Here is a 17,302-nt window from a genome sequence, read left to right on the forward strand (position 1 = left end):
AGTCAACGGTTTCCTTCGTCGAGCGTGATTGTTAGAGTGGCACTCAAAGATGGAGGTGTGGTGACATGCGACTGACCCCGACCGAGCGCGACCGGCTGCTGCTCTTCGGCGCCGCCGAGCTGGCGCGGGCACGCAGGGCCCGTGGTCTACGGCTGAACGTCCCGGAGGCCACCGCGCTCATAGCGGACACGGTCTGCGAGGCGGCACGGGACGGTCGCCGGCTTGCGGAGGCCATCGAGGCCGCCCGCTCGGTCCTCGGCCCCGACGACGTTCTTCCCGGCGTCGCCGACGTGGTGGGGGAGGTCCATGTGGAGGCGGTCTTCGACGACGGGTCCCGCCTCGCCGTCGTCTGCGACCCGATCGGCGGCGGGCAGGGCGAGAACGCCCCTGGAGCGCTGCTGCCCGCGCCGCCGCACGACGAGACGCCGCCCGCCGTGCGGCTGACCGTGCGCAACACCGCCACCGTCCCCGTCAGCGTCACCTCGCACTTCCACTTCTTCGAGGCCAACCCGCGTCTGCGCTTCGACCGGGCCGCGGCCTACGGCATGCGGCTCGCCGTCCCCGCGGGCTCGTCGGTCCGCTTCGACGCGGGCGGTGACGTGGAGGTGGGGCTGCTGCCCATCGGCGGCGACCGGATCGCGATCGGGTTCGCCGGCCTGGTCGACGGACCGCTGGACGCACCCGGTGCGAAGGAAGAAGCCCTGCGCAGGGCGGCGGCCTGCGGCTACCTCGGAGCGGAGGAGAACTGATGGACCCGTACGAGTACGCATCCGTGCACGGACCCCGCGCCGGGGACCGGGTCGTCCTCGGCGACTCCGGCCTCGTCGTACGGGTCGAGTCCGACGCGCAGAAGCCCGGGGACGAGTTCCTGGCCGGTTTCGGCAAGACGGCACGCGACGGACTGCACCTCAAGGCCGCCGCCGTCCGGGAGACGTGCGACGTCGTCATCAGCAACGTCCTGGTGATCGACGCCGTGCTGGGCATCCGCAAGGTCTCCATCGGCATCCGCGAGGGCCGCATCCACGCCATCGGCCGGGCCGGGAACCCGGACACCCTCGACTCTGTCGACGTCGTCGTCGGCACGGGGACCTCGATCGTCTCCGGTGAGGGGCTGATCGCCACCGCCGGCGCCGTCGACACCCACGTCCACCTGCTGTCGCCCCGCATCATGGAGGCCTCCCTCGCCTCCGGCGTCACCACTGTCATCGGCCAGGAGTTCGGCCCCGTGTGGGGCGTCGGCGTCAACTCGCCCTGGGCGCTGCGGCACGCCTTCAACGCCTTCGACGCCTGGCCCGTCAACATCGGCTTCCTCGCCCGTGGTTCGTCCTCCGACCCGGCGCCGCTCGTCGAGGCGCTCGCCGAGGGCGGCGCGTCCGGTTTCAAGGTCCACGAGGACATGGGCGCCCACACCCGCGCCCTCGACACGGCGCTGCGGGTCGCCGAGGAGCACGATGTGCAGGTCGCCCTGCACAGCGACGGCCTGAACGAGTGCCTGTCCGTCGAGGACACCCTGCGGGTGCTCGACGGACGGACGATCCACGCCTTCCACATCGAGGGCTGCGGCGGAGGGCACGTACCGAACGTGCTCAAGATGGCGGGCGTGCCGAACGTCATCGGCTCGTCCACCAACCCGACCCTGCCCTTCGGTCGGGACGCCGTCGCCGAGCACTACGGCATGATCGTCTCCGTCCACGACCTCAAGACCGACCTGCCGGGCGACGCGGCGATGGCCCGCGACCGGATCCGCGCCGGGACGATGGGCGCGGAGGACGTCCTGCACGACCTCGGGGCGATCGGCATCACCTCGTCGGACGCGCAGGGCATGGGGCGCGCGGGGGAGACCGTACGCCGCACCTTCGCCATGGCCGGCAAGATGAAGGCCGAACGAGGGCCCCTCGACGGCGACGGCGCGCACGACGACAACGCACGCGTCCTGCGCTACATGGCCAAGCTGACGATCAATCCCGCCCTCGCGCACGGACTCGCCCACGAGATCGGCTCCATCGAGCCCGGCAAGATGGCCGACATCGTGCTGTGGCGGCCCGAGTTCTTCGGAGCCAAGCCCCAACTGGTTCTGAAGTCGGGGTTCCCCGCGTACGGCGTCGTCGGCGACCCGAACGCGGCGACGGACACCTGCGAACCCCTGGTGCTGGGACCGCAGTTCGGCGCCTACGGAGCGACACCGGCCGACATCTCGGTGGCGTTCGTCGCCCGGGCGGCCGTGGACCTCGGCTCCGATCTGATGCCCACCCGCCGGCGCCGCGTCGCCGTGCGCGGTACCCGCGGCATCGGTCCGGGTGACCTGCTGCTCAACTCCAGGCTGGGCGACGTCTCGGTGGACCGAGACAGCGGACTGGTGACCCTCGACGGCGATCCGCTGCGTTCCGGTCCGGCCGAGTCCGTCTCGCTGAACCGCCTCTACTTCCTCTGAGCCCTCCGCTCCCACCCCGCCTCTCAAGCCCCGTCCTCGAGCACTCCCTCGAGCCCTTCTTTCAAGCCCTTCCTTCAAGCCCTTCCTTCAAGCCAACGACGCCTTAGGACTTGCCGTGACCTTCCGCATGCCGGCCGAATGGGCCCCGCACGAGCGCACCTGGATGGCCTGGCCCGGCCCCAACCCGACCTTCACCGACGAGGCGGAACTCGCGGAAGCCCGCGCGGCGTGGGCGTCCGTGGCCCGGGCCGTACGACGCTTCGAGCCGGTGACCGTGGTCGCCGGGACGGGGCAGGCGGCATCGGCCCGGGCACTCCTCGGTGCGGACATCGAGATCGTCGAACGGGACCTGGACGACGCCTGGATGCGCGACATCGGCCCGACCTTCGTCACCGACGGGTCCGAACTGGCTGCCGTCGACTGGGTGTTCAACGGCTGGGGCGCGGCCGAATGGGCGCGCTGGGAGTACGACGCCAAGATCGCCCGCCATGTCGCGGACATCGCGGGCGTCCCCGTACACCCCTCACCGCTGGTCAACGAGGGCGGCGCGATCCACGTCGACGGCGAAGGCACAGTCCTGCTCACCGACACCGTGCAGCTCGGCCCCGAGCGGAATCCTGGCTGGAGCCGCGCCGAGGTCGAGGTGGAGATCCACGCCCGGCTCGGCACGACAAAGGCCATCTGGCTGCCGCGCGGCCTGAGCGGCGACTACGGCACGTACGGCACGCGCGGGCACGTCGACATCGTCGCCGCCTTCGCCCGCCCCGGCGTCGTCGTGGTCCACACCCAGCCCGACCCTTCCCACCCCGACCACGAGCTGTGCAAGGCGAACGTCGCGCTGCTCTCCGCCCAGACCGACGCCAAGGGGCGCCGTCTGGAGGTCGTCGAGGTCCCCGCCCCGACGCAGCTCCGCGACGAGGACGGCGAGTGGGTCGACTACTCGTACATCAACCACTACCTGTGCAACGGGGGCCTGGTGCTCTGCGCCTTCGACGACCCGCGCGACGAGATCGCGGCGGGCATCTTCCGCCGGCTCTTCCCCGAGCGGACGGTGACGCTGGTGGACGCGAGGGCGATCTTCGCGGGCGGCGGCGGCATCCACTGCATCACCCAGCAGCAGCCGCGGGTCTGACTCCGGGCCGCCGACGGCACAGGATCGGGTAGAACGTACAGGTGACCAGCACCAGCCCTGCCGGCCCCCGCCGCCGGAACCAGTCCGCCCCACCGCGCGAGCAGCTGCTCGCCGCCGCCATGGCCACCATCGCGGAGCGCGGCCTCGACGGGCTGACCATGGCCGGGCTCGGCCGGCAGGTCGGAATGAGCAGTGGGCACCTCCTCTACTACTTCCGCACCAAGGACGAGCTGCTCCTGCAGACGCTGGAGTGGAGCGAGGGCCGCCTCGGCGCGGAACGCGGCGCGCTGCTGTCCCGGCAGGCGCCGGCCCGTGAGCGGCTCGAGGCGTACGTCGACCTCTACGTACCCGACGGGCCGCGCGACCCGCACTGGACGTTGTGGCTCGAGGTCTGGAACCGCTCGCAGAACGCGGACGCCGACATGCACGGCCGCCAGGCGGCGATCGAGGGCGCCTGGCACCGGGACCTCGTGGCGCTCTTGGCGGAGGGTGTCTCCCGCGGCGAGTTCCGCCCGGTCGACCCCGACCGCTTCGCGGCCCGCCTGCGCGCACTGCTGGACGGCTTCAGCGTGCATGTCGCCGTGGGCATACCGGGCACGGGCCGCGAGCAGGTGCTGGCGCACGTGGGGGAGTTCGTGCGGGAGTCCCTGCTCCACTGACCGCGCGGCCGGCCCGCGGCCTTGTTCCCCGACCCGGCCCTTTCCGCTGTACCGATGTGCGGCTCCGCCGCGTGGCGGGCAGGTCCGGACCCCGTTCCGCGCTCCGCCCGTGCCCTCAAGCTCCCCTACGGCCTGGCGGCCTTGGGAGGTGCCCATGGGCGGGCTGAAGTCGCCCGGGAACCAGCCTCGCCGGCGTCTGGGGCGCGGGGGTCCGGTGGGGCCCCACGCCGCCAGGCGCAGGGGGAGGAGCCCCCCGGTTTCGGAAAGGGGCGGGTAGGGGACACCCGCCCAGCGGCCCCGCCCCGCCAGGGTGACCGCATCGTGAGACTCCCGTCCAGCCCGCGGCCCACCTGTGGCAGACTTCCTCCGTGCTCTCGTTCGCCATGATTATCGGCAGCAGCGCGCCGGTCCGCAGTGACCGCTGACCCGTGGACAGCAATCCCGCGGCAGGCGGCACCGTGCCCCAGACCCGCGCGCAGACCTCTCGCACCCGCGAGGGGTTTTTTCGTTTTACGGCCTCACCCACGGCCGAATGCGAGCCGCGCGCGATGATGGGGGCAAGTGGAGCCAGACATTCCGGAGCCACTCATCCGACAGGAGTCAGGACGGCATGACCACCAACGGCCAGGACACGCAGGTCGACGACAGTTTCCATGTCTTCGACACGACGCTGCGCGACGGCGCCCAGCGTGAGGGCATCAACCTCACGGTCGCGGACAAGCTGACCATCGCCCGGCACCTGGACGACTTCGGCGTGGGCTTCATCGAGGGCGGCTGGCCGGGCGCGAACCCCCGCGACACGGAGTTCTTCGCCCGCGCGCAGAAGGAGATCACCTTCCGCCACGCCCAGCTCGTCGCCTTCGGCGCCACCCGCCGCGCGGGCGGCAAGGCGGCCGAGGACCCGCAGGTCAGGGCGCTGCTCGAGTCCGGCGCCCCCGTGGTCACGCTGGTGGCCAAGTCCCACGACCGCCATGTCGAGCTCGCGCTGCGCACGACCCTCGAGGAGAACCTGGAGATGGTCCGCGACACCGTCTCCTACCTGCGCGAACAGGGCCGGCGGGTGTTCGTCGACTGTGAGCACTTCTTCGACGGATACCGCGCGAATCCGGAGTACGCCAAGAACGTCGTCCGGACCGCGCATGCGGCCGGCGCCGACGTGGTGATCCTCTGCGACACCAACGGCGGCATGCTCCCGGCCCAGGTCCAGGCCGTGGTCTCCACCGTCCTCGCCGACACCGGGGCACGCCTCGGCATCCACGCCCAGGACGACACCGGCTGCGCCGTTGCCAACACCCTGGCCGCGGTCGACGCCGGCGCCACGCACGTCCAGTGCACCGCCAACGGCTACGGCGAGCGGGTGGGCAACGCCAACCTGTTCCCGGTCGTCGCCGCGCTGGAGCTCAAGTACGGCAAGCGCGTCCTCCCGGACGGCGCGCTCGCGGACATGACCCGCGTCTCGCACGCCATCGCCGAGGTTGTCAACCTCACGCCTTCCACCCACCAGCCGTACGTGGGTGTCTCCGCCTTCGCCCACAAGGCCGGCCTGCACGCCTCCGCGATCAAGGTCGATCCCGACCTGTACCAGCACATCGACCCGGAACTGGTCGGCAACACCATGCGGATGCTCGTGTCCGACATGGCCGGCCGCGCCTCGATCGAGCTCAAGGGCAAGGAGCTCGGCATCGATCTCGGTGGCGACCGTGAGCTGGTCGGCCGCGTCGTCGAGCGCGTCAAGGAGCGCGAGCTCCAGGGCTACACCTACGAGGCCGCCGACGCCTCGTTCGAGCTGCTGCTGCGCGCGGAGGCGGAGGGCAGGGCCCGGCGCTACTACCGCACCGAGTCCTGGCGGGCGATCGTGGAGGACCGCCCGGACGGTACGCACGCCAACGAGGCCACGGTGAAGGTGTGGGCCAAGGGCGAGCGCATCGTCGCCACCGCGGAGGGCAACGGACCGGTCAACGCGCTCGACCGCGCGATGCGGGTGGGCCTGGAGCGGATCTACCCGCAGCTCGCGAAGCTGGAGCTGGTCGACTACAAGGTCCGTATCCTCGAGGGCCGCCACGGCACCGGCTCGACGACCCGGGTGCTGATCACCACCGGCGACGGCAACGGCGAATGGGCCACGGTCGGCGTCGCGGACAACATCATCGCCGCGTCCTGGCAGGCGCTGGAGGATGCGTACACCTACGGTCTGCTGCGCGCAGGCGTCGAGCCGACGGAGTAGTGCGCGAGGGGCGGCCCGGGTGACCGGGTCGCCCCCTTCGCTTTGTGCTCAGGCCTGAAGCCGCCACTTCTGGTTCGCGGCCCCCGTGCACGACCAGATCTGTGACCGGGTCCCGTTCGCCGAGGAGTTGTCCGACGCGTCGAGGCACTTGTCCGCGGGGACGTTCACCAGGTCCCCGCTGCCCGCTTCGTGGCGCCATTGCTGGGCGCCCGAGCCGTTGCACGTGTGGATCTGCACCTTCGCGCCGTCCGTCGTCGAGCCCGCTGTCACGTCCAGGCACTTGCCGAGCGCCTGCACAAAACCGTCGGAGCGGATCGTCCAGCGCTGCGCGGCGGAGCCGTTGCAGTCCCACAACTGGACGGGCGTGCCGTCGGCGGAGGAACCGCCCGCCACGTCGAGGCACTTGCCGCCGAGGCCCACCAGGGCGCCGGACCACTCCGAGCCCCCCCACTGCGTCCCCGACCAGGTGAAGGTCGCGGACGTCCTGCCCGGCAGCGAGTACGTGAACCGCCGGCCTCCCCAGTCGACGGTCATCGTCCGCGCCGACGACGAGTCGTTGTAGGCGATGAGGGCCTTGGAGCCGTCGGGGTTGCGCCAGGCCACGTTGGGGACGGCCGAGCTGCCGGTCGACGCGATCCGGTGGGCACCGGGCTTCACGAACTTGGTGAGGTGGCCCATCGTGTAGTACTCGATCGTGTAGTCCACCTGGCCGTGCCGTGAGTCGCCGTTGTGGACGGTGATCAGGCCGTCGCAGGTGCCGCAGCCGCCGTTGTGCGGGCCGCGGTTCTGGTCGACCGCGAGGGACCACTTGGTCACCGACTTCGCCCAGTTACGGGTGTAGTCGATGATGTTCATCATGTCCTCGCGCTGCTGGTTCGCGATCCAGGTGCCGCCGGAATGCTCGGTCTGGAAGGCGTCCAGCTGCGGGTACTGGTTGTGGACGTCCGTCTGCTTCGCGACGTTGCCGCCGTAGCCGTGCCAGGCCACGCCGCCGAAGTTCGGGTGGCTGCGCACCGCCGCGTCGTTCACGGTCTGCGCCGCGTACGCGTCGTAGGTGTCCCAGTTCCAGTCGTGCGCCAGCACCTTGGTGGGCAGGCCCGCGTTCGCGAGCCCCGGCAGCAGCTCGCTCCTGGTGAAGTACGCGAGTCCCGAGGCGTTCCAGCTCATCGAGGGGTATCCGCCGCAGCACGTCGGCTCGTTCTGTGCGGTGACGTAGTCGACCGGGACCCCCTGGTCCCGCCAGGCCTGGAGGTACTTCACGAAGTAATCGGCGTACGTGCCGTAGTTCTCGGCCTTCAGCCAGCCGCCGCCAAGCTGCCCGCTGTCCTTCATCCACGCCGGGGCGGTCCACGGCGAAGCCACCAGGGTCAGCGAGGGGTTGAGCTGCTCGGCCTGTTTCGTCAGGGGGAGCACGTCCTGGAGATCGTGCGCGATCGAGAACCTCGACAGGGACGGGTCGGTCTGCCCGGCCGGCAGGTCGTTGTACGTGTAGCCGAAGCGCGCCAGGTCGGAGCCGCCCATCGGGTTGCGGACGAACGACAGGCCGATGCCGTCGGTGGGCGAGAACAGTTTGCGCATCGTGGCGTCACGTGTCGCCTGCGACAGAGCGCCGGAGCCTTTCATCAGCCAGGCCGCGGTGTCGGTGAAGGACGCGCCGCCGCCGGTGAACGTCTGGTACCGGGTGTTCTCGTCGACGGTGATGCTGGTGCCGCCACCGCCCGTGCCCGACTGGAAGTGGATCGGTGCCTGCTGCTGAAGTCCGCGGGAGACATGGCGGCCGCCGCTGTCGTCCGTCGTGGTGAGCCAGACGTTCACCTGTTCACCCGCCGCCTGGGCGCTGCCGGCCGTGAGGCCGGTGAGGCCAGCTGTGGCGAGCGCTGTGGCCAACAGGATGCGGACGCTTCTCATCGGTCGTCGTGCCGGTCGTCCTGATCGTCTTGCCGGCAGTCTCGTCATGAGCATGACCTCTCGCCCAGATGTGGGGGACGGGACGTGAGTGAACTCCCGCACGGGGCACCCGTCAAGACTTCGCGCATTCAGGTCCTGAACACAGAACTCCCCACACTTGCACCGGACTGGGGCTTCAGTGGATTTCGGTGTGAAGTATTGACGGCATGACCGCCTGGCGGTTGACTCTGCGCACCACGCCGGAACCGGTTCCGGTACCGGTACCAGAGGCTCGACGCGGAGGCCCTTCGATGCGTGTCACCATCGCCGACGTCGCACGTGAGGCGGGTGTCAGCAAGACCACCGTCTCCCGGGTGCTGAACACCAGGGCCGATGTCGACGCCGCCACGGCCGCCCGCGTTCGTGAAGTGATCGGTGCGCTCGGCTACGTCCCCAGCTCGGGCGCCGTCGGTCTGGCCCGCGGCCGCAGCCGTACCATCGCCATGCTGACGCCGCCGCTCACCTGGCCCTGGATGGGCGAGGTGCTCCAAGGCGTCGTGGACACCGTCGAGGCGGCCGGCTACGGCCTGCTGCTGTTCACCTGCAACCGGGGCGCGGAGTCTGTCGACCACTTCACCAGCCAGGTGTCGGCCAGGGCGTTCGACGGACTGCTCGTCATCGAACCGGAGAACACCCTCGACACCATCACCGCGATGCACCGCCGCGGACTCCCCGTCGTCCTCATCGACGACCGCGGGCACCACCCCGAGTTCCCGTCCGTGGCCACCACCAACCGGGAAGGCGGAGCCTCGGCCGCCCGGCATCTGCTCGCGGCCGGACGCACCCGGCCCCTCGTGGCCACCGGTCCGGCGGGCTTCGGCTGTGTACGCGACCGGACGGACGGCTTCCTGGAGATCCTGCCCCATGCTCTCGTCGTCGAGGGGGAGTTCACGGAGGCGTCCGGCCGACGGGCCGTCGAGCGGGCGCTCGGCGACGGGACGCCCTTCGACTCGGTCTTCGCGCACAACGACCTCATCGCCGCTGGGGTGCTGCGCGCCCTGCGGGACGACGGCCGCGGCGTGCCCGACGACATCGCAGTCGTCGGCTTCGACGACATCCCCATGGCCCGGCACACCGCGCCCCCACTGACCACCGTGCGCCAGCCGATGCGGGAGATGGGCGAGACCGCGGCGCGGCTGCTGCTCGCGCGGCTCGGCGGCGAGACGATCCCGGACGAGCCGGTCGTGCTGCCCACCGAGCTCGTCGTCCGGGGTTCCGCGCCCGACGGCTGACCCTCCCCTCCGCCGTCCGCGCCCGCGGGCGGCGACGCCGTATGCCCCTCCACAGCCCTCTTCGACCGGTCCGCCGTGCCGGACGGTGCACCACCGGGGCCCGGCCGTCCCGTACACCGGCCGCCTCTTGCCACACCCTTCCGAATCCGCGTCACAACCATGTCGCACCGAAGGAGCCGCAATGCCAGGATCACGCCGGCCACGACCACGTCCCGGACCCCGCCGGGCCGGTACGGCCCTCCTCGCAGCCACCGCCGTGCTCGGGTCGCTGATCGCCGGAGCTCTGCCCAGCGCCGCCGCCGACGAGCCCGCGCCCGTCCCCGTCGACCGCTTCGAGGGCGAGGTGCCGTTCGCCACCCCGCCCGCGGAGGGCATCTTCACCTGGGGCAGCGACGCCGACGACCGGCCCAGGCTGGAATTCAAGGAGCGGGCCGACGCACCCGAGGGCAGCAAGGTCCTCGAAGGCTCCTACGACATCAGCGGCTGGGGCGGTCTCAGCCACGAGTACGCCGTCGGCCGGGCGCCCCGCGACTGGACGGCGTCCAAGGGCATCCGCTTCTGGTGGTACGGCCAGAACACCGCGCCCCTGCCGCCCGGTTCGGGCAAGCGCATCAACTTCGAGATCAAGGACGGCGGCGCGCACGGCGGCGCGTCCGAACTGTGGACCACCTCGTTCACCGACGACTGGGAGGGCTGGCACCTCGTCGAGATCCCGTTCGCCGACTTCGTCTACCGCGCCGACTACCAGCCCGTCGGAGGTATCGACCAGGTCCTCGGCCTGAACGAGATGTGGGGCTGGGCGCTCACCCTCCCCACCGGTGCCCCCGGCTCCTTCGCCGTCGACGGCATGGAGCTGTACGGGAAGGCGGACCCGGCCCTGAAGGCCAAGATCGTCACCGACGCCGCCGTGTACCCGGTCGACGAGGGCGGCACCGCCCAGGTGAAGGTCTCCGTCGCCACCACCGGCTCCGTCCCGACCGACGAGCCGGTCACCGTCGAGTACACCGCAGGCGGCGGCAGCGCGGAGGCCGGCGCGGACTACGAACCGGTCACCGGCTCCGTCACCTTCCCGGCGGGCACCGCTTCCGGGGAGTCCCGTACGGTCGCCGTGCGAACGAGCAAGGACGGGACGGCCGAGTCCGCGGAAACCGTGCCGCTGCGGCTGACCGTCGCGGGCGCGAAGGCGCCGGCCGAGACGCCCCAGGTCGTCGTGAACGCCCACGGCCTGCCGTACCAGAACGCCGAGCTGCCGGTGAAGAAGCGTGTCGCCGACCTGCTCTCGCGCATGTCCCTCGCGGAGAAGGCCGGCCAGATGACGCAGGCCGAGCGCAACGCCCTCAAGTCGCAGGGCGACATCGCCTCCTACGATCTCGGCTCGCTGCTCTCCGGCGGTGGTTCTGTGCCGACGCCGAACACGCCGGAGGCGTGGGCCAAGATGGTCGACACCTACCAGCTGCGGGCACAGGCCACCCGGTACCAGATCCCGCTGATCTACGGCGTGGACGCCGTCCACGGGCACAACAACGTGATCGGCTCGACGATCATGCCGCACAACATCGGCATCGGAGCCGGCCGCGACCCCGAGATCGCCGAGCGGACCGGCGCGGTCACCGCCAAGGAGGTGCGCGCCACGGGCATCCCGTGGGACTTCGCTCCGTGCTTGTGCGTGACACGCGACGAGCGCTGGGGGCGTTCCTACGAGGCGTTCGGTGAGGACCCGGCCCTGGTGACCGCCATGGAGACGGTGATCCAGGGCATGCAGGGCGCCCGTAACGGCAAGGACCTGGACCGTAGCGACAAGGTCCTCACCAGCGCCAAGCACTTCGTCGGCGACGGCGGCACCGAGTTCGGCTCGTCGTCCACCGGCTCCTACACGATCGACCAGGGCGTCACCAAGGTCACCCGTGAGGAACTGGAGGCGGTGCATCTCGCGCCGTTCGCGGAGGCCGTCAAGCGCGGCGCGGGCACGGTCATGCCCTCGTACTCGTCGCTGGACATCATCGGCGACGACGCCGGGCCCGTGAAGATGCACGCCCACGCCGAGATGATCAACGGGGTCCTCAAGGACCGGATGGGCTTCGACGGGTTCGTCATCAGCGACTGGCAGGCCATCGACCAGATCCCCGGCGACTACCCGAGCGACGTGCGTACCTCCGTCAACGCCGGCCTCGACATGATCATGGTCCCGACCAACTACCAGGAGTTCACGCGGACCTTGAAGGACGAGGTGACGGCCGGGCGGATCAGCGAGGCCCGTGTCGACGACGCCGTCTCCCGGATCCTGACCCAGAAGTTCAAGCTCGGCCTCTTCGAGAAGCCGTACGCGGACACCGGGAACCTGGACGAGGTCGGCTCCGCGGCGCACCGCGCGGTGGCCCGCGAAGCCGTCGCCAAGTCGCAGGTGCTGCTGAAGAACGACGGCGCCGTCCTGCCGCTGAAGAAGTCGCAGAAGGTGTACGTCGCCGGCTCCAACGCCGACGACCTCGGCAACCAGGCCGGCGGCTGGACCATCAGCTGGCAGGGCTCCTCCGGCGGGATCACCACCGGCACCACGATCCTCGAAGGCATGAAGCGGGCCGCCCCCGACGCCACCATCAACTACTCCAAGGACGCCTCCGCAGCCACCGACGGCTACGACGTCGGCGTGGTCGTGGTCGGAGAGACCCCGTACGCAGAAGGCATCGGCGATGTCGGCAACGGCCACGACCTGGAGCTGACCGCCGCAGACAAGGCCGCGGTGGACAAGGTCTGCGCCGCGATGAAGTGCGCCGTCCTGGTCGTCTCCGGCCGGCCGCAGCTGATCGGTGACCGGCTGGACGGCATCGACGCGCTCGTCGCGTCCTGGCTGCCCGGCACCGAGGGCGACGGCGTCGCGGACGTCCTGTACGGGACCCGTCCGTTCACCGGGCAGCTCCCGGTCACCTGGCCGAAGTCCGAGGCGCAGCTGCCGATCAACGTCGGCGACGCCGCGTACGACCCGCAGTTCCCCTACGGCTGGGGCCTGAGCACGCGCAGGACTCCGGGCGGCGGTGAGCTGACGCTCAAGGCCGTCTCCGTGGCCGCGAAGGTCCTCCATGCGACCGGCCGGGGCAGGTCGGAGCAGGCCAGGGAACTGGTCGGCACGGCACGTCTGATCGTCCAGCAGAAGATGGGCGGGAAGATCACCGAGGCTTCGGCGAAGCCGTTCGCGGAGGCGGACCACCTGCTGCTCACCGGCGATCCGGCGGGTGCGGTCGCCAAGCTCACCGCCGCCTACCGGGCCGGCTGATCACACGCTCGACGGCGGCACCCGGCAGGGCGGGTGCCGCCGTCGAGTATCCGTCGAGGGTCCGGCGAGCATTTCGCCCCCGGCTGTTTCGCCCGCACTCCAGACGTATGTCCTATTTATGCCAGTTTCGGGTAGCGTCGAGGGTATGAGGACACGGCCGTTCACTCTTGTGTCGGCCCTCGCGGGGCTGACAATGATGCTGCTCATGATCCTGGCTCCTGCGTCCGGCGCCGCCGTCAGGGCTTCGGGGCTGTCCGACGCCGCCGCGGCCCTGAGAGAGGGGCCGGTGTACGTCCACCCGGCCATGACGGGCCAGGTCTCCCGGACCGAGGCCGCCTCGCTGGCCGACCGGATCGAGGAAGCCGACAAGCCGGTCTTCGTGGCCGTACTGCCCGCCACCGCCGAATTCCCGCCGGACGATCTGCTGCGCAATCTGCGGACCGAGACCGGTATCACCGGCCTGTACGCCGTCCGGCTCGGCGACGGCTTCGACGCCGGCGCCGACTCCGTCGTGATGCCGAACCGGGCCGTCGAGAATCTGACCGCCTCGGTGAAGAGCGGTGCGCCCGTCGACGCCGTGGTCCAGCTGGACAAGTTCGTCGACCAGGCCCTGCCTCAGGTCGACGGCACCGCTCCCGCCTCCTGGGACCCCGGATCGGGTGAGGAGGACGGCGTCGGCGCCGGCGGTCTGGTCGTGCTCGGCGCGGTCGCGGCCGCGGGCGGTGCCGGTGCCTACGCGATGGTCCGCAACAAGCGCCGCCGGAAGGCGGAGGAGGAGCGGGCCGCCCTCGAACGCCTCCGCGTCGTCGTCGACGAGGACATCACCGCGTTCGGCGAGGAACTCGACCGGCTGGACTTCCACCCCTCGGAGAAGGGCGCGGACGACGCCATGCGCGCCGACTACGAGCAGGCCCTCGACTCGTACGACACCGCGAAGTCCCGCATGGCCGCCGCGCAGCACCCCGGGGACGTCCGCGGGGTCACAGAGGCCCTGGACGACGGCCGGTTCGCGCTCGCCGTACTGGCCGCGCGCCGCGAGGGGCGTCCCCTCCCCGAACGCCGGGCACCCTGCTTCTTCGACCCGCGCCACGGTCTGTCGGTCAAGGACATCTCCTGGGCGCCGGCGGGCGGCGCCGCGCGTGACGTCCCGGTCTGCGCGGCCGACGCGGCCCGCGTCGAGGAAGGCCAGGACCCGCTGGCGCGCACCGTCGACACCGGCGCCGGGCGCCGCCCCTACTGGGAGGCCGGGCCCGCTTACGGTCCCTGGGCGGGCGGCTACTTCGGCGGCGGCATCCTGCCCGGCCTGCTGATGGGCACGATGCTCGGCCATATGCTCGCCACCCCCGCCTACGCGGCCGACTACGGCGGAGGCGAGTTCACCGGCGGCGAATACGGCGGCGGTGACTACTCCGGTGGCGACTTCGACTCGTCCGACTTCGGTGGCGGCGGCGACTTCGGTGGCGGCGGTGACTGGGGTGGCGGCGGCTTCGGCGGCGGGGACTTCGGCGGCGGAGGCTTCTAGGTCCCGGCTCCCGTCCGGTGCGGAACACCGCGCCGGACGGGCATGCCCGAAAGTCGCGGGCCGATGTACGGCAACCGTGGGGGCTCGATTCGGAACGGTTACCGAACGTAGGAAAGCGTTACGCACCGTGCTTGGCTCGGGTGTATGCGCAACCGAACCAGGCTCAGAGCCCTTTCCGCCCTCTCCGCCCTCGCCGTCACCTCTGTCCTCGCGGCAGCCGGCCCGCTTCCCACGGCCGCCCGCTCCGCACCCGCCCCCGAAATGGCGCCGCTGCACCGCTCGGCGAACGCCTTGCCGGGGCGCTACATCGTGACCCTCGCCCGGACCGCGGACTCCAACGTGATGACGGGGGAGGTCGGCGTCGAGGCGCTGTTCACCTACGGGACCGCGCTGCGCGGATTCACCGCCGACCTCACTGCCGATCAGCTGAAGCAGATCCGACTGATGCCTGGCGTCGTGGCCGTCGAGGAGGACGCCACCGTCACCGCGAGCACTCCGCCCGCGTCCTCGTCGGCGCCCGCCGCGTCATGGGGGCTCGACCGCATCGACCAGCGTGAACTGCCTCTGGACGACGCGTTCACGGCGGCCGGCGGCGGCCAGGGCGTCAACGCTTACATCCTCGATACCGGCATCGACTACGGGCACGCCGAATTCGGCGGCCGGGCCGTCTTCGGGTACGACGCCGTCGGTGACGGGCGGCGCGGGCAGGACTGCCAGGGCCACGGCACGCATGTCGCGGGCACCGTGGGCGGCTCGTCGTACGGTGTGGCGCGCAAGGCGTCGCTGGTGAGCGTCCGGGTGCTGGACTGCGAGGGTGGCGGCACGCTGTCGGGGGTCATCGCCGGCATGGACTGGGTCGCGGCGAACGCCGAGCAGCCGGCCGTGCTGAACGCCTCCCTGAGCGGCGGAAAATCCACAGCCGTCAACGACGCGGCGGACGCGCTCGCGGCCGGCGGGGTCCTGCCGGTCGTCGCTGCGGGCAACGAGACGGAGAACGCCTGCAACGTCTCTCCCGCTTCCGCGGAACGCGTGCTGGCGGTCGGGGCGACCAACGCCTCCGACCAGGAGACCGACTTCTCCAACTTCGGGTCGTGCCTGTCGGTCTACGCCCCCGGCGCCTCGATCGTCTCGGCCAAGCTCGGTGGGGGCAGTGTCGACATGAACGGCACCTCCATGGCTTCCCCGCACGTCGCGGGGGTGGCCGCCCTCTACAAGTCGAAGTATCCGGCCGCGACGGCGGCCGAGGTCGCCGACTGGATCGTCGAGAAGTCCAGCAAGGACGTGATCACCGGGATCAGCCCCGGCTCTCCGAACCGTCTGCTCAATACCGGCGGCCTCTGACATCACCCCGGCAGAGAGACTTTGCGGACGCGCGCCGGCGGGGCCGGGAGGTCCCGGCCCCGCCGTGGCGGTGCGTGCGGTGCGATCAGGCGGCCGGAGCGGCGGCCTTGATCGCGGAGATGTCGAAGGTCAGCTTGACCTTGTCGCTGACCATCACGCCGCCGGTCTCCAGCGCGGCGTTCCAGGTCAGCCCCCAGTCGGAGCGCAGGATCTCGGTGCCGCCCTCGAAGCCGACCCGCTCGTTGCCGTAGACGTCGGTGGCCGAGCCCTGGAACTCGAGGTCGATGGCGATGGGACGCGTCACGTCCTTGATCGTGAGGTCGCCGCTGATCCGGTACTTGTCGCCGCCGAGCTGCTCGGCGCCGGTCGAACGGAACGTCATCTTCGGGAACGTCTCGGCGTCGAAGAAGTCACCGCTGCGCAGGTGGCCGTCGCGGTCGGCGATGCCCGTGTCGATGGAGGCGATGGCCACGTCGATGGCGGCGGTCGAGCGGGCGGGCTCGGTGCCGTCGAGGACCAGCTTGCCCTCGTACTCGCCGAAGCTCCCGCGGACGTTGGTGACCATGGCGTGCCGGACGGTGAAGCCGATGCTGGTGTGCGCGGGGTCGATGGTGTACTCGCCGCTCAGTGCCGCCAGGGCGGGGTCCACCTGCGCGGTGGCGGTGGCGGTGGCGACGGCGGTGTCACTGTTCTTGCGGTTGAAGAGGCCCATGTCTGCTCCTTGGGGACGGGCGCCGGGGAGCTCCCTGCGCTGTTGTTTAAGCTTCAACGACTTCGACTGTAGACCTATTCCGTACAACTTTCAACATCTCTCGGGGAGGTGTTGCGGGATTCGCCCGAAGGTTCGCGCGGAAGATGCCGATGCCCTCTGGCGGACGCGCGTAGAACTCGGGCACGATCTCACTGCTCCACCTGCACTGCCGTCCCACCGGAAGCACGGTCCAGACACGGTCATCAGCAGGAGGGATCCCCCGCCATGAAAATCCGCTCCGTCCTCAGCACGCTCGCGCTCGTCACGGGCGCGCTCTTCGCGCCCGGCTTCGGCGTCCTCACCACCGCGACCGACGCGCACGCCGTCACCAAGATCAGCCATGCGACGGCGACCTCGATGTTCCGCTCGTCCGGGATCACATGGTCCTCGTCCGGCGGCTGCTCCGACCGGAACAACCCGACCTGTACGTCCTTCGAGCAGCTCAACCTCGCCACCGCGAAGGGGGCCCAGACGCTCAAGAGCGCCAGCGGCTGTGCGCTCAACATCACGGGAGGCACCGAGACCGGCCACGCCGGTGGCACCTACTCGCACTGGAACGGCTACAAGCTGGACTACTCGAAGTACACGTGCATCGGGAGCTACATCAAGAACAACTTCACGTACATCGGCGTACGCGGGGACGGCGCGCCCCAGTGGCGGTCCGGTTCCGGGAACATCTACGCCGACGAGGGCAACCACTGGGACGTGACGTACTACAACTGCGGCGGCTGCTGATCCGGCCGGTCCATGGAAAAAGCCGTGCGGGCGTCCGGCCCCCCGGACGGGACGCCCGCA

Annotated in this window: 12 protein-coding genes; 10 read left to right on the plus strand and 2 right to left on the minus strand. The window is 70.8% G+C overall.

Translation table 11 applies throughout. From position 1 onward, the window contains the following. Nucleotides 1-65 precede the first annotated feature (65 nt). From ureA to cimA, 5 genes are all read left to right on the plus strand, one after another. On the plus strand, nucleotides 66-749 hold the full coding sequence (gene ureA, locus MDN94_RS15830) for an urease subunit gamma (RefSeq protein ID WP_482726436.1): 684 nt from the start codon (nucleotides 66-68) through the stop codon (nucleotides 747-749). Further along, nucleotides 749-2,431, plus strand: a complete 1,683-nt coding sequence (locus MDN94_RS15835; RefSeq protein WP_482726437.1) for an urease subunit alpha — start codon at nucleotides 749-751, stop codon at nucleotides 2,429-2,431. The genes ureA and MDN94_RS15835 overlap by 1 nt, the downstream gene beginning before the upstream one ends. A gap of 115 nt (nucleotides 2,432-2,546) precedes the next feature. Then, complete coding sequence (locus MDN94_RS15840; protein ID WP_482726438.1) at nucleotides 2,547-3,563, plus strand: agmatine deiminase family protein; 1,017 nt, start codon at nucleotides 2,547-2,549, stop codon at nucleotides 3,561-3,563. 104 nt (nucleotides 3,564-3,667) lie between these two features. Next, complete coding sequence (locus MDN94_RS15845) at nucleotides 3,668-4,222, plus strand: TetR/AcrR family transcriptional regulator (protein WP_482727085.1); 555 nt, start codon at nucleotides 3,668-3,670, stop codon at nucleotides 4,220-4,222. A gap of 610 nt (nucleotides 4,223-4,832) precedes the next feature. After that, nucleotides 4,833-6,446 carry a citramalate synthase gene (gene cimA, locus MDN94_RS15850; protein WP_482726439.1) on the plus strand — a complete coding sequence of 538 codons (1,614 nt, stop codon included), beginning with the start codon at nucleotides 4,833-4,835 and terminating at the stop codon, nucleotides 6,444-6,446. Between the two features lie 48 nt (nucleotides 6,447-6,494). Here cimA and MDN94_RS15855 read toward each other — a convergent pair whose 3' ends face one another. Further along, nucleotides 6,495-8,354, minus strand: a complete 1,860-nt coding sequence (locus MDN94_RS15855; RefSeq protein ID WP_482726440.1) for a ricin-type beta-trefoil lectin domain protein — start codon at nucleotides 8,352-8,354, stop codon at nucleotides 6,495-6,497. 290 nt (nucleotides 8,355-8,644) lie between these two features. Between MDN94_RS15855 and MDN94_RS15860 the strand changes: the two genes are divergently transcribed. From MDN94_RS15860 to MDN94_RS15875, 4 genes are all read left to right on the plus strand, one after another. Continuing rightward, nucleotides 8,645-9,625 carry a LacI family DNA-binding transcriptional regulator gene (locus MDN94_RS15860; protein WP_482726441.1) on the plus strand — a complete coding sequence of 327 codons (981 nt, stop codon included), beginning with the start codon at nucleotides 8,645-8,647 and terminating at the stop codon, nucleotides 9,623-9,625. A 181-nt stretch (nucleotides 9,626-9,806) separates the two neighbouring features. After that, nucleotides 9,807-12,893: a glycoside hydrolase family 3 N-terminal domain-containing protein gene (locus MDN94_RS15865; RefSeq protein ID WP_482726442.1), complete on the plus strand. Its 3,087-nt coding sequence runs from the start codon at nucleotides 9,807-9,809 to the stop codon at nucleotides 12,891-12,893. A gap of 145 nt (nucleotides 12,894-13,038) precedes the next feature. Further along, nucleotides 13,039-14,415 carry a hypothetical protein gene (locus tag MDN94_RS15870; RefSeq protein WP_482726443.1) on the plus strand — a complete coding sequence of 459 codons (1,377 nt, stop codon included), beginning with the start codon at nucleotides 13,039-13,041 and terminating at the stop codon, nucleotides 14,413-14,415. Nucleotides 14,416-14,559: 144 nt separating this feature from the next. Then, the gene (locus tag MDN94_RS15875; RefSeq protein WP_482726444.1) at nucleotides 14,560-15,756 is read left to right on the plus strand and encodes a S8 family peptidase; all 1,197 of its coding nucleotides are present in this window, start codon (nucleotides 14,560-14,562) and stop codon (nucleotides 15,754-15,756) included. Nucleotides 15,757-15,841: 85 nt separating this feature from the next. Here MDN94_RS15875 and MDN94_RS15880 read toward each other — a convergent pair whose 3' ends face one another. Next, on the minus strand, nucleotides 15,842-16,468 hold the full coding sequence (locus MDN94_RS15880) for a YceI family protein (protein ID WP_482726445.1): 627 nt from the start codon (nucleotides 16,466-16,468) through the stop codon (nucleotides 15,842-15,844). 264 nt (nucleotides 16,469-16,732) lie between these two features. Here MDN94_RS15880 and MDN94_RS15885 point away from each other — a divergent pair, with 264 nt between their 5' ends. After that, complete coding sequence (locus tag MDN94_RS15885) at nucleotides 16,733-17,242, plus strand: hypothetical protein (protein ID WP_482726446.1); 510 nt, start codon at nucleotides 16,733-16,735, stop codon at nucleotides 17,240-17,242. Nucleotides 17,243-17,302 lie beyond the last annotated feature (60 nt).

The sequence above is a fragment of the Streptomyces sp. WAC00040 genome (assembly GCF_056835925.1).